The 13,412-nt window shown below is 54.1% G+C and carries 9 protein-coding genes; 6 read left to right on the top strand and 3 right to left on the bottom strand.

Translation table 11 applies throughout. The annotated features are described in order from the left end of the window. Window positions 1-191: 191 nt before the first annotated feature. The 3 genes from A3193_RS19120 to A3193_RS19110 form a co-directional block, all read right to left on the bottom strand. Window positions 192-1,583, bottom strand: coding sequence for a TIGR03013 family XrtA/PEP-CTERM system glycosyltransferase (locus tag A3193_RS19120; RefSeq protein ID WP_069015612.1), 1,392 nt, complete (start codon window positions 1,581-1,583; stop codon window positions 192-194). Between the two features lie 200 nt (window positions 1,584-1,783). After that, window positions 1,784-2,197: a hypothetical protein gene (locus tag A3193_RS19115; protein WP_069006411.1), complete on the bottom strand. Its 414-nt coding sequence runs from the start codon at window positions 2,195-2,197 to the stop codon at window positions 1,784-1,786. A gap of 118 nt (window positions 2,198-2,315) precedes the next feature. Then, window positions 2,316-2,957 carry an adenylate kinase gene (locus tag A3193_RS19110; RefSeq protein WP_069006412.1) on the bottom strand — a complete coding sequence of 214 codons (642 nt, stop codon included), beginning with the start codon at window positions 2,955-2,957 and terminating at the stop codon, window positions 2,316-2,318. Window positions 2,958-3,145: 188 nt separating this feature from the next. Between A3193_RS19110 and A3193_RS19105 the strand changes: the two genes are divergently transcribed. From A3193_RS19105 to A3193_RS19080, 6 genes are all read left to right on the top strand, one after another. After that, window positions 3,146-3,766, top strand: coding sequence for a transglycosylase SLT domain-containing protein (locus A3193_RS19105; protein ID WP_069006413.1), 621 nt, complete (start codon window positions 3,146-3,148; stop codon window positions 3,764-3,766). 380 nt (window positions 3,767-4,146) lie between these two features. Then, a complete protein-coding gene (locus A3193_RS19100) occupies window positions 4,147-5,025 on the top strand; it encodes an RnfABCDGE type electron transport complex subunit B (protein WP_069006414.1) in 879 nt (292 codons plus the stop codon). A gap of 106 nt (window positions 5,026-5,131) precedes the next feature. Beyond that, window positions 5,132-10,060: a 2-oxoacid:acceptor oxidoreductase family protein gene (locus tag A3193_RS19095; RefSeq protein WP_069015611.1), complete on the top strand. Its 4,929-nt coding sequence runs from the start codon at window positions 5,132-5,134 to the stop codon at window positions 10,058-10,060. Window positions 10,061-10,262: 202 nt separating this feature from the next. Next, on the top strand, window positions 10,263-11,603 hold the full coding sequence (gene rsxC / locus A3193_RS19090; protein ID WP_069006416.1) for an electron transport complex subunit RsxC: 1,341 nt from the start codon (window positions 10,263-10,265) through the stop codon (window positions 11,601-11,603). 35 nt (window positions 11,604-11,638) lie between these two features. After that, entirely contained in the window at window positions 11,639-12,685 is a 1,047-nt protein-coding gene (locus tag A3193_RS19085) for an RnfABCDGE type electron transport complex subunit D (RefSeq protein WP_069015610.1), read from the top strand. After that, entirely contained in the window at window positions 12,682-13,410 is a 729-nt protein-coding gene (locus A3193_RS19080; RefSeq protein WP_069006418.1) for an RnfABCDGE type electron transport complex subunit G, read from the top strand. Before A3193_RS19085 ends, A3193_RS19080 begins: the two co-directional genes overlap by 4 nt. The last annotated feature ends 2 nt before the right edge of the window (window positions 13,411-13,412 follow it).

The raw sequence follows: 13,412 nt of genomic DNA, 5'->3' as shown, positions 1-13,412 counted from the left end.
GGATCAGCGATCCAATGCTGTGGCAGCTCCGAAATTCTGATTCCGATAGAAATCCATATCTTCTATTGATGATATACCATGGTTTCTATTGGACAAGGCTATTGAACAGCAGGCTCCAGATTCCGCGGCCAAATTGATAGCTCAATATTCAATATCTTGAAATCTATAGGTTTCGTGTCAGATTGGGGAGTTTACTGGGCACCCTTGCCAAGCAATACCACCTCAATGGTTTGCAGGAGGATGATGAAGTCGAGCATGGTGCTGGCGTTTTTGACGTAGTAGAGGTCGTATTCAAGTTTTCGCTTGGCATCCTCTTCAGACGCGCCATAGGGGTAGAGCATCTGCGCCCAGCCGGTCAGACCGGGTTTGACCCAATGCCGTTGAGGATAGTAGGGAATGTCGTTTGACAGCTGCATGACGAATTCCGGCCGCTCCGGTCGCGGTCCAACCAGGCTCATATCCCCGTTCAGTATGTTGTAGATCTGCGGTAACTCATCCAGCCGGGTCTTACGAAGAAAACCACCCAGCTTGGTGATACGGGAGTCATTTTTGGTAGCCCACCTGGCAACACCATCCGCCTCGGCATCAGTGCGCATACTGCGGAATTTGTAGACTTTGAAAAGTTTGCCGTTCTTGCCTACACGAACCTGACTGTAGAGAATCGGATCCCGCCCCCCGGATTCGATCAAACTGGCGATGGTAACCAGAACCATCAGTGGTGCGGCAAACAGAAAGATAATGATGCCTACTGACATATCAAAGGCTTTTTTGATCGTCCGGTTCAATGCCCGCTGCCGATAGCCATCGGTATAGAGCATCCAGCTGGGATAGAGCAGATCGATATTGATAATCGAAAGCTCTTTTTCAAAGAAGGTCAGTAGATCGAGTATTCTGATCCCCTTGATTTTACACTCGAGCAACTCATGGTTAGGCAGTTTCTTGCGCCGATCATCCACAGCCACCACAATCTCATCCACCGCCAGGCGGTTGGATATCTCCAGCAGTGACTGATCCTTGACGATCTGCCGATCCTTATCGATCAGTTCAATTCTGTCACCGAGATTCACATAGGCCACCACCACGATACCCAGTGTGTCTTTATCCTTCATCGACTCCTCAATGCGATCCGCATTGATTCCCACACCCAGGACCAGCACTCGGCGCTTGAGGATCTTATCCGAAGTTACCCGAACAAAAATCGTCCGTGCCACCAGAATACCCAGCAGAGAGAGGGCCGAACCGTAACTGAGTACCGATTGGCCATGATTGACGAACATGGGCGCGATAGCCAATAACAACAGCATTGCCACGCCACCGACAAGAAACGCCAGGATAATCCGCAGCAGGAAGCCTGATGAGGTTGCCATTGACCCCTTTTGGTAGAGACCCAGGGCTGTCATTGCAGAAAACATCACCAGCGAGTAAATCACTGGCATATTGCTCTCCAAACTGGAGACCGGTTCATTGATGATATGATGGAAGAGGAGTATGGCGCCATGCATCGAGGAGAAAAATATCAATACCTCCGCAACAGCCAGCAGTACTACTGCCTTAGAGATATAGATTCCAAAAAGCTTGATCATGGCTTAGCTATTGCTATCTCTCGATGGTACTAACAGACGTCATCTGATTTGCATCAGAAATCCAATCCGTCGAATTCTACATTATCCTTCAGTTGACACACTAGGGCCTGATGACAGGGCCTAGGCCATTGGCCTGGAAGTCGGTTACCCCGCCAAGCATAACAATTTCTGCTGAGGAATGCTGTCCTGAAATGCTATTTTTAACTACCGGCGGCAGTTTCATCTCGATAGGCGTAGTAGTCCTGCTTAGATTCAAGTACGAACACCACATTGGCTTCGCCGTCAATCTCGGGGACTGTCTGAAAGCTGATTGGTGATTCCAGCTCACAGTCTTCAACTTCTACCGTGTTGTCTCCATCCCAGATCAATATCGAGTAGATCGAACGATCCACCGTATTGTAGCTGGCCTCGGCATACACCTCAGCACCAACCACACTGAGCAAAATTTTGGCGTGGTTGAATTCAGGGCTGAGATTCCGGGTATTGAGAAGCGGAGTGAGAAACGGCTTCTCGCCACTGTCTGTTTCATGCGATACCCAGACCAGAATCGGGCACTGCTTCAGATCTTCCAGCGTATACTCTTCGAGCATGTAGGGATCACCAAACTCAGGCATCAAAACCTCTCCTCATTATTGTCAAAAAGATAATAGCCAGGATTCACTCCGAGTGCCGCCCAAAACAGGCAACCCGCTCTCAGAGCGGGTTGCCTGTTAGACGGGCATTTTATCAGTTTCAGCCGTTCAATCTCTCCTGAATGGCATTCACTACCGCCTCACTGGAGGTCGCGCTGACGGTCAGCAACATCTCTTCATTACTGTAGTAACCGACCAGCGGCGCGGTCTTTTCCTGATAGACGTCGAGACGGTTTGAGATCGCCTCTTCCGTCTCGTCATCCCGCTGTACGACTTTGCCACCACATTTGTCGCAGACACCCTCAACTTTTGTCGGCATGCTTTTGACATTGTAGATGGCACCGCAGTCTTCGCAGGTTCTGCGGGTGGTCAGACGATCCAGGATCACCTCCCTGGGCACATCGATCTCTACAGCGAAGTCGAGATCCACATCGATTTTCTTCAGCAGTTCGCCCAGGGCCTCAGCCTGAGGAATAGTCCGGGGAAAACCGTCCAACAGAAATCCCTTCTCACAATCCGGCTCCTGCAGACGCTGCTCCATGATACCCATGATCAGATCATCAGGGACCAGATCACCCGCCTTCATGAAGGCCTCTGCCTGCTTGCCCAGATCTGTACCGGCCTGGACCGCACCACGTAAGATGTCACCGGTAGAAATCTGTACTGAACCGTCCAGCTTGGTCAATTCCTTGGCAACTGTGCCCTTGCCCGCACCGGGCGCACCTAAAAGTATCAGCTTCATAATTTGATCGCTCCTGAAAGTTGTTTTTCTAAAATTGTGTTTTTGTTGTTAAGGCCGGCACAAAAACACCCGATAACGGGATATTTACACTCGGCCCATGGTCAAAACCGGCGCTATTATACGTGACAACAACCCGGCAGTCCTGCAGGATAGGCCAGCAACTCACGCAGAACCTGAGGAACTAAGTTATTTTTAAGCAAAAAGAAAGACTTACAGTAGCTTTTTCGGCCTCCCTCTTACTGCTTAACAGCTGCTCGAGCTCGCCTCCTAAAAACACCGCTGACGCATGCCATATCTTTGAGGAAAAGAGCGACTGGTACGAAGCCTCCCAATCGTCGTTTGAAAAATGGGGTGTACCGATTCATTTACAACTGGCATTCATCCATCAGGAATCCAGGTTCAGACATGATGCCAAACCACCCAGAGAGAAGCTGTTCTGGTTTATCCCCTGGTTTCGTAAATCCTCCGCCTATGGTTATGCCCAGGTCAAAGACTCCACCTGGGACTGGTACCGGGAAAAGACGGGTAACCGCTGGGCGGACAGGGATGATTACGATGATGCGGTGGATTTCATCGGCTGGTATGTGAAAACGACTCACAGCAAACTCGGTATCTCGAAATGGGATCCATACCGGCAATATCTGGCCTACCATGAGGGGCATGGCGGTTACGCAAAAGGCAGCTATAAGAAAAAACCCTGGCTGACCAAGGTAGCCCGCCGGGTCGAGAGTAATGCCAAACGTTATCGTCAACAGATTGCGAGCTGCCGGAGCAAACTGGAAAGCGGCTCCGGATGGTGGCCATTTTGAGTCCTCGACGCGATTCACCAAGCCAATCACCGAAGCACTCAGGCCAGTCAATGTGAGGGATACTTGCATCAGAGGTTGGGATTGCTATAACACCACTTTTGTCAGGTTAAATTTCAGCCCACTCTGCCGATACTTTTTCTGATAGGCCAGCATGGTTGAAATCCTATGCCTTGGGTATAGAGTTGAGTGTAGAGATTGGCATCAATCAATCGGGGCACTTATGTGATCATTAATTTTTTCAATGCAATTAGAGTATTTATAAAAATTAATACTTTCTATTTAACCCATTCCATAGACCAATACTAACCCCAACATTAAACTATGTAAGGTTTCTAAAGGGTTTCAGTTAGGTTTCACACGCATGACATCGGGTATTGGAAATGGATATTGAGATCGCACTAAACGTCACGACCGCTATCCTCTTCATGGGCATTCTTGGACTGTTGCTCTCATCCATGCTGGTAATCGCCAACAAAAAACTCTGGGTCTTTGAAGACCCCCGAATCGATGATCTCGAAGGCATGCTGCCCGCCACCAATTGCGGCGCCTGTGGCAGTGCCGGATGCCGACCCTTCGCCGAGGCACTGATCTCCGGCGAGGTTACCCCCGCACAATGTACCGTCAGCAATGCCGAGGCGATCGAGGACATCGCCGACTACCTGGGCGTGGAGAGTGGTGACGTGGTGAAACGGGTAGCCCGTCTGGCCTGTGCCGGAGGCAATCATGTCGCCCGTATGCGTGCCCAGTATAAAGGGTTGGAGAGCTGTCGTGCAGCCGCCGTTGTCTCCGGTGGCCCAAAAAGCTGTACATGGGGCTGTATCGGTCTGGCCGATTGCGCCGATGTGTGCGATTTCGAGGCGATCACCATGGACCTCAACGGATTGCCCATCGTGGACAACGCAAAATGCACAGCCTGTGGCGATTGCGTCGATATCTGTCCCAAGGATCTGTTCTCAATTCAGGACGCTGCCCATCGATTGTGGGTGGCCTGTAAAAATCTGGAGCACGGTGATACCGCAGAAAACGATTGCGAAGTCGCCTGCACCGCCTGCGAAAGATGTGTCAAGGACTCCCCGGAAGGATTGATTAGTATTCAAGACAATTTGGCTGTGATCGACTATAACAAGATTAGTTTAGCCTCCCCTATTGCTACTGAGCGTTGCCCGACCGGGGCAATTGTTTGGCTTGATGAAACACTGGGAGTCCTCAAAGGACAACAAGCCAAGCGCATAGTACGTAAAGAAGCACTGCCTATCTGATGTTGGCAGTGAAAACCATAAGCCTACGCTTTCTGTTTCCTCTATACAGATCATCATTGATATAGTGGCGGAAAGTAAATTGCAAACCTAGCAAAGAGAAGTTTCCATGTTCGGTAAGAAAGAAGAGAAGAGCTTCAAATACCCTGGTATCCGTATGGCAATGGACGGTAACGGGGCAGTCATTATGTGTGAGAGGGAAGCCTCTGACGCCGCTGGTGCATATCCCATCACCCCATCTACCCAAATGGGTGAATATTGGGCCGAAGAGACCGCCAAAGGGCATGTCAATGTTTCTGATCGGTCACTGATCTTTATCGAACCGGAGTCGGAGCATGCGGCCGCCGCGGTTACCGCAGGTATGTCCATGACCGGCTTGCGCGCCACCAACTTCTCCTCTGCCCAGGGCATCGCATTCATGCATGAATCCCTCTATGCGGCAGTTGGTAAGCGCCTCCCCTATGTGCTGAATATTGGCTGCCGGGCAATCACCAAGGCGTCGCTCAACGTACACTGCGGCCATGACGATTTCCACTGTATTGACGATACCGGCTTTTTCCAAGTATTCGCCAACAACGCTCAGGGTGCCGCCGACCTGAACCTGATCGGCCGCAAGATCGCTGAGCTGTCGCTGACTCCAGCGGCTGTAGCCCAGGACGGCTTTCTGACAACCCATCTGATCGAACCCCTGCAGGTGCCTGAACGGGAGCTGATCGCTGAGTATCTGGGTCGTCCGGATGATGAAATCGAATGCCCCACCCCGGCACAGAAGCTGCTGTTCGGTGAGACCCGTCGCCGGGTACCGGCCATCTGGGATGTGGACAATCCCATGCTCTCAGGCTCGGTGCAGAACCAGGATGCCTATATGCAGACCACCGCTGCGCAACGGCCCTACTTCTTCCAGCATATCCCGGAGATCGCGGATCAGGCGATGGAAGAGTATTACCAGCTGACCGGTCGCCGCTACGAGCGTATCGGCTCCTATAAAACAGAGAAGGCAGACTATCTGATCGTCGGTATGGGCTCAATGATCGTACAGGCACACGGTCTGGCCGACTATCTGGAAAAGACCCGTAAACTGAAGATCGGCGTGGTCGATATCACCATGTTCCGTCCCTTCCCGGGCGATCTGCTGGGTCAGATCCTGAAGGGTAAAAAGGGTGTCTGCGTACTGGAGCGTACCGACCAGCCGCTGGCGGAAGATCTGCCACTGATGCGTGAAGTCCGCTCGGTGGTCTCCAAATGTATCGAAAACGGTCAGGCAAAAGCGGGCAAACTGGAACTGCCCTATGCAAAATATGAATGCTACAGCAGCTTTGCCGATGCCCCTCACCTCTATTCCGGCGCCTATGGCCTGGGTTCCCGTGACCTGCAACCTGAGGCGCTGATCGCCGCAGTTGAGAATATGCTGCCTGACGGCAGTCAGCGTAAGTTCTTCTACCTGGGTATCGATTTCGTACGCGATGCGGATACGCCCAAGCAGGAGATCCATATCCAGAAACTGCTCGAAGCCTATCCGAACATCGGTGATATGGCACTGCGTGGTTCCGAAAACCCGAACCTGATGCCGGAAGGCTCGATTACCGTAAGAATGCACTCGGTAGGTGGCTGGGGCGCCATCACCACCGGCAAGAACCTGGTCATGACCCTCTATGATCTGCTCGGTTACGAGATCAAAGCGAATCCGAAATATGGTTCCGAAAAGAAGGGTCAGCCCACCACCTACTACCTCTCTGCAGCACCGACACCGATTCCGCTGAACTGTGAGTATCACTATGTGGATGTGGTCTTGAGCCCGGACCCGAACGTATTCAGTCACTCCAACCCATTGGCCGGTCTGAAACAGGGCGGTACCCTGATCATCCAGTCGTACCTGGATTCGGCGGATGAGGTATGGGAATCCTTCCCCCGCTGGATGCAGCAGCAGATCATCGACAACGAGATCCATGTCTTCTATGTGGATGGTTTCAAGATCGCCAAAGAGGAGGCCTCCGACGCTGAATTGCAACTGCGTATGCAGGGTAACGCTTTCCAGGGCGCCTTCTTTGCCGGCTCTCCGCTGATGGAGATGGCAGGGCTGGACGAGAAGAAACTGTTCAGTGCCATCGAGAGTCAGCTCGAAGCCAAGTTCGGCAGCAAGGGCCGCCGGGTGGTTGAAGACAACCTGCGGGTTGTTCGCCGTGGTTTCGATGAGATCCATGAGATCACCAACAAAGTCATCGGCAGCAGCGCTCAGCTGCCGGTGAAGAAAGAGATCGGCATGCCGGTGATGCTCAAGCAACTGCCTGAAGCGGAAGGCGGCATCTCCGATGTACACCGTTTCTGGGAACAGACCGGCAGCTTCTATGCCACCGGTAAGGGCAATGAGAATCTGGCCGACCCCTACCAGGCTCTGTCACTGATGCCGGCCTCCACCGGTGTCTTCCGCGACATGACCCAGATCCGCTTCGACTACCCGAAATGGGTCGCAGAAAACTGTACCGCCTGTGGCGACTGCTACACCATCTGTCCCGACAGCGCGATCCCCGGCCTGGTCAACAAGGTCAGCGATGTTTTCGCCACTGCGATCAATCGCATCGAAACCGCTGGCCGTCCGACCCAATACCTGCGCAGAGAGAGCCGCAACGTGGAGAAACGCCTGCGTGAACTGCTCGAAGAGGCCGGCGAAGCGGCCAATGTGCGCAGCGTACTGGATCAGGCCGTACTCGAGACCATCGGTGCCGCCGAGATTGAAGAGGATGCGCGGGCTACCCTGGAAGAGGAGTTCGGTCTGTTTCTGCAGGCTTTGGGTGAATTCGAGTTCTCCGTGACCAAGCCCTACTGGAACAACATGGAGAAGAAGAGCAAAAACAGCGGTGGCCTCTTCTCCATTACCGTCAATCCATACACCTGTAAGGGCTGTATGGAGTGTGTCACCATCTGTGAAGACGACGCACTGGTGGCTACCCATCAGGATGAAGCGGCCATTGCCCGTCTGCGCGACGACTGGAAATTCTGGCTGGATCTGCCAACCAGCGATCCTTCCTTCAACCGCATCGACGACCTGGATGAAAAGATCGGCGCACTGCAGACCCTGCTGATGGACAAGGAGAACTACAACTCCCTCTCCTGTGGCGACGGTGCCTGCCTGGGTTGTGGTGAGAAGACGATCATCCATCTGTTCACCTCAACCGTCACGGCCCTGATGCAGCCACGGGTGAAACAGCAGATCGAGAAGATCGACAAACTGATCGAACAGCTGGAACAGCACATCCGACTGAAACTGGCCGAAGGTGTGGATCTGAGCAGCTCGAAAGCCATCTCGGAAGCGATGTCCGGAAGTGAAGAGAGTGATCTGACCCTCTCCGGACTGAGCGAGAATCTGGACAGTGATCACGAGAAGACGGTCATCGATCGTGAGTGGCTGCAGTCCACAACCCGGTTACTGGATGAACTGAGAGATCTGAAATGGCGTTACACCGAGGGTGAGACCAATAACGGTCGTGCAGAGATGGGTATCGTCAACGCCACCGGTTGTACCTCTGTATGGGGCTCCACTTACCCCTTCAATCCCTATCCGTTCCCCTGGGCCAGTCACCTGTTCCAGGACAGCCCATCCGTTGCGATGGGGCTTTTCGAAGGTCACATGCGTAAGATGGCGAACGGCTTCGCCACCATCCGTAAAGCGGAACTGGAACTGGCGGGCAAGTACAATGCCGTCGAGCACGGCGCCTTCTTCCAACAGTTCAACTGGAAGCAGTTCAGCGAAGAGGAGTGGCTGCTCTGTCCGCCGGTCGTATCGGTCGGTGGTGACGGCGCGATGTATGACATCGGTTTCCAAAACCTCTCCCGTGTCCTCGCCTCCGGCATGCCGGTGAAAGTCCTGGTACTCGATACCCAGGTCTACTCCAACACCGGTGGTCAGGCCTGTACCTCCGGCTACATCGGCCAGGTTGCGGATATGAGTCCCTACGGTAAGGCTTGGAAAGGTAAGGAAGAGATTCGTAAAGAGGTCTCACTGATCGGCATCGCCCATCGAACAACCTACGTCCTGCAGGGCACCATCAGTAACACCACCCACCTGTTGGAAGGCTACATCGATGGCCTGAACAGCCGCCATCCGGCACTGTTCAACATCTATGCGGTCTGTCCTCCGGAGCATGGAGTTGGCGACGACATCGCTTTCAAACAGTCGAAAATGGCTGTGGAATCGAGAGCCTACCCACTGATGAAATACGATCCGGATGCCGGTGAGACCATCGAAGATTGTATCGATCTGGATGGCAATCCTTCACTGGACGATGACTGGCCAACCTACACCATCGACTATCTGGACGACAAAGGTGAAGCGTGTAAATTGGAAGTGCCCATGACCTTCGCCGACTTTGCCGTCACCGAAGGGCGTTTCCGTAAGCAGTTCCGCATGGCGCCTCCGGAGACCTGGAACGATGACATGGTCGCCATGGATGAGTTCCTGGAGATGGATGAAGATGACCGGGAAGGCAAATTCCCCTACATCTGGGGTGTGGACAGCAAGAACCGTCTTATGCGTATCATCTGTGCACAGGAGATCGCCAAATCCTGTCAAGAGCGCCGACAGTTCTGGCGTCAGCTGAAGGGTGTCGCCGGCGAGATGAACAAAGTGGATGTGGATGCCCTGGTCGATCAGGCCAAAGTCGATATGGCCAACCGCCTCAGTTCCACCCTGCTCTCAATGGCCGCCAGCGGCAATGCAGACGCCCTGGCAGGTTCGATCTCTGCCAATGGCAGCAATGCCCCGGCAGGAGGCAATGGTGCTGCCGCAGGGGACTACGAACCGGTGTGGATCGAAACCCCGGAATGTACAGCCTGTGATGAATGTATCGAGATCAATCCGAAAATTTTCGCCTACAACGACGAAAAGAAAGCGATTATCGCCGATCCAAAGGGTGGTCAGTTCAAGGATATCGTGAAGGCTGCAGAGAAGTGTACGGCTGCCTGCATCCATCCTGGAACACCCTGGAACGCTACTGAAAAAGACCTGGAAAAGTTTGTCAAACGTGCAGCGAAATTTCAGTAAATCCACGGCGACCATCTGGCTCAACCAGCATGGTCGATGAGGCTAACAGTGTGCGGAGCTTCGGCTCCGCCGGTTAAATCTCGATTCTGCAATTTATGGCTACGATCCGGCGCATGGATCCTGTTATGGCAAACCCGATAATGGATTTCCCACAACACCGTGTTCAATTGCGAACTTAAGGTTAAACGAGATCAGAGAGACTATGGGATTGTTCAACCTGCTGTTTGGGCAGAAAGGCTTTACACACGGCATCCATCCGCCCTATCACAAGGATACGGCGGACAAACCGATCCGCCGTCTCCCCTTCCCCCCGCAATTGGTATTGCCGCTGGACCAGCATATCGGTAAACCGGCGATACCCCTGGTCGTCAAAGGCCAGGAGGTGGTTCGGGGTGAACCGATCGCCAAGGCGGACGGTAACTTTTCAGTTCCTCTGCATGCCCCTGCCACAGGCAGAATTGCAGGTATCGAATTGATGCCGACTCCCAAGGGTCCGAAGACCAATGCCATCCTTATCGATGTCTATGAGGGCTCGACCCAGGAAGTGCTGTGGGAACAGCCACGGGATATGAGTGAACTATCGCCGCAGGAGATCATCCAGGCGATCCAGGATAGCGGCATGGTTGGACTTGGCGGCGCGGCCTTCCCGTCACATATGAAGCTCGCCATCCCGGAAGACAAGCAGGTCGATACACTGATCGTCAATGGTTGTGAATGTGAGCCCTACCTGACCTGTGATCACAGGATCATGCTGGAACACCCCAAAGCCCTGCTGCGTGGAATTCGCTATGCGATGCGCGCTACCGGTACGGAAAAGGCGATCATCGGCATCGAAGACAACAAAATGGATGCGGTGGAACTGCTTAAGAGCCACCTCTCCAATGGCAGCCCGGTTGAGGTCAAGGCGGTAGAGACCAAGTACCCTCAAGGCTCTGAAAAGATGCTGATCAAATCGGCCCTGGATCGGGAGGTACCCACCGGAGGCCTGCCCGCCGATGTGGGCGTGGTGGTCAATAATGTGGGCACCCTGGCCGGCCTGGGGGATCTGCTGCCGAAAGGACGGGGGTTGATCGAGCGGGTAATCACCGTCGCAGGACCCGGCATCGCCAAACCGGCCAACTACCTGGTGCCTCTGGGTACCCCGATCCGATATATTCTCGACTATGTGGGTTACGAGGGTGCCCGTACTGAGTTTATATTGGGTGGTCCGATGATGGGGCCAGCCGTCTCCGCACTGGATACTCCGATTACCAAGGGAACCTCCGGACTACTGGTACTCAATGAACCCTCCATTGAGGATGAGAGCCATAAGATCTGGCCCTGTATCCGTTGTGCCCGTTGTGTCAGTGCCTGCCCCATGCATCTCAATCCCTCGATGCTCGGACAACTGGCAGCGAAGCGTAAATATGAGGAGATGGCTGAAGACTATCATCTGACCGACTGTTTCGAGTGTGGCTGCTGCTCCTATGTCTGCCCCTCGAATATTCCCCTGGTGCAGTATTTTCGGATCGCCAAAGCGATCAATCGGGAACAGGCTGCTTAATCCCAAGGCCTATGTTGTATAGCTGAAAAACAAACATGAGTAAAAAATCCACCATTGAACTGCGTACCTCACCTCATGCCCATGCCGGGGAGGATGTGGTCGTTATCATGCGCAATGTGGTCTACGCCCTGCTACCGATCTGTGCATTCACTGTCTGGCAATTCGGCATCAGTGCACTGGCACTGCTGGTGGTCGTCACCCTCACCTGTCTGTTGAGTGAACGCCTGTTCAATGCACTCAGCGGCAAGTCCAGCTCCCTGGGAGACTGGTCTGCCACCATCACCGGACTGCTGCTGGCGATGACCCTGCCACCGGGTTTTCCCCTCTGGATGGGTGCGGTAGCCGCCTTCGTCGGTGTGGCGTTGGGCAAGGCGATGTTCGGCGGTCTGGGCATGAACGCCATGAATCCCGCACTGATCGGGCGGGCGTTCGTACAAGCGGCCTTTCCGGTTGCCATCACCACCTGGACCCCGGCATTTTTCGATGGCCGCTTCAGCCAGTTCATCCCCACCACACTTACCCCGCCGTTTCTGCAACCCCCTGGGGTTACGGACTGGGTCTCGGAAGTCACCGTGGACGCCTTTTCCGGCGCCACACCGTTGGCATTGCAGAAATTCGAAGGGGTGGTCACCGATCACCTGGATATGCTGCTCGGCACCACCGCCGGTTCCGCCGGTGAAACATCCGCATTGCTGATTCTGGCCGGCGGTCTCTATCTGGCGGCAAGACGGATGCTCGATTGGCGCATTCCGGTACTGGTCCTGGTCGGTGCCGCGGTGACCGCCGGAATCTTCTACATGATCGATCCGGTCAAATATCCGGACCCGCTGTTCGTGGTGCTGTCCGGCGGCCTGATGCTCGGCGCCTGGTTCATGGCCAGTGACATGGTCGGTTCACCGGTTACCCCCCTGGGGGTGGTGATCTATGCCTTGATGATTGGCGTGATCACGGTGATCATCCGACTCTTCGGCGGCCTTACCGAGGGGGTAATGTATGCCATTCTGCTGGGCAATGCCGCCACACCATTGATCGATCAGATCACCCAACCCAGGGTTTTCGGAGAGCAGAGGGCAGGCAAATGAGTACACCGGAAGCTCAAGCCATCCAACCGTCCACCCCGACGGGCCCGATGATCCGCACCCTGATGGGAATCGCCATGCTGTCGGGTTTTCTGGTGGTACTCACCTACCAGCTGACCAAACCGATCATTGCTGAAAACCAACGACGTGCCATCGAGGCTGCGGTGTTTCAGGTAATCCCCGGTGCGGTTGCCCGGCGTGACTTCCTGGTCACTGAATCGGCCGTGACGGCAGTCACCCCGGATGCTCCCACAGAGGGCATACTGGTCTATGCGGGTTACGATCAGCAGGGCAACCTGAAAGGTGTCGCCGCCAAGGCCGGAGCTCAGGGCTATGCGGATATGATCCACCTGCTGTATGGCTATGATCCGGATTGTGAATGCATCCGTGGTATCAAAGTGCTGAAACTGGCCGAAACCCCGGGACTGGGTGACAAGATCATCACTGATGCCAATTTTGTCGCCAACTTCGATGCACTGGAGGCAAAGCTGAATGCAAGCGGGGATAAACTGGCAAACGCGATCGTGACCGTCAAAGCGGGCACCAAACAGCACCCCTGGGAGATCGACGCCATATCCGGTGCGACCATCTCCTCACAGGCAGTCGGCAAAGCGCTGAATCAATCTACTCAGCTCTTGCTGCCCCAGCTGATGCCGCACATCGATGTAATACGCAATGCGCCACCGCCGCCAAGCGAGCCTGAAACTCCGGACAGCGGGACACAGTGAAT

The organism is Candidatus Thiodiazotropha endoloripes (assembly GCF_001708965.1).
Classification (GTDB): domain Bacteria; phylum Pseudomonadota; class Gammaproteobacteria; order Chromatiales; family Chromatiaceae; genus Thiodiazotropha; species Thiodiazotropha endoloripes.
Note: the sequence above shows the minus strand (reverse complement) of the source record. Positions and strands in the feature narration are given on the sequence as shown.

Bases quoted from the DNA above. Each gene is read 5' to 3' on its own strand.
- A3193_RS19100 (WP_069006414.1), top strand. From the start codon at position 4,147: ATGGATATTGAGATCGCACTAAACGTCACGACCGCTATCCTCTTCATG.
- A3193_RS19110 (WP_069006412.1), bottom strand. From the start codon at position 2,957: ATGAAGCTGATACTTTTAGGTGCGCCCGGTGCGGGCAAGGGCACAGTT.
- A3193_RS19085 (WP_069015610.1), top strand. From the start codon at position 11,639: ATGAGTAAAAAATCCACCATTGAACTGCGTACCTCACCTCATGCCCAT.
- A3193_RS19120 (WP_069015612.1), bottom strand. From the start codon at position 1,583: ATGATCAAGCTTTTTGGAATCTATATCTCTAAGGCAGTAGTACTGCTG.
- A3193_RS19080 (WP_069006418.1), top strand. From the start codon at position 12,682: ATGAGTACACCGGAAGCTCAAGCCATCCAACCGTCCACCCCGACGGGC.
- A3193_RS19095 (WP_069015611.1), top strand. From the start codon at position 5,132: ATGTTCGGTAAGAAAGAAGAGAAGAGCTTCAAATACCCTGGTATCCGT.
- rsxC (WP_069006416.1), top strand. From the start codon at position 10,263: ATGGGATTGTTCAACCTGCTGTTTGGGCAGAAAGGCTTTACACACGGC.
- A3193_RS19115 (WP_069006411.1), bottom strand. From the start codon at position 2,197: ATGCCTGAGTTTGGTGATCCCTACATGCTCGAAGAGTATACGCTGGAA.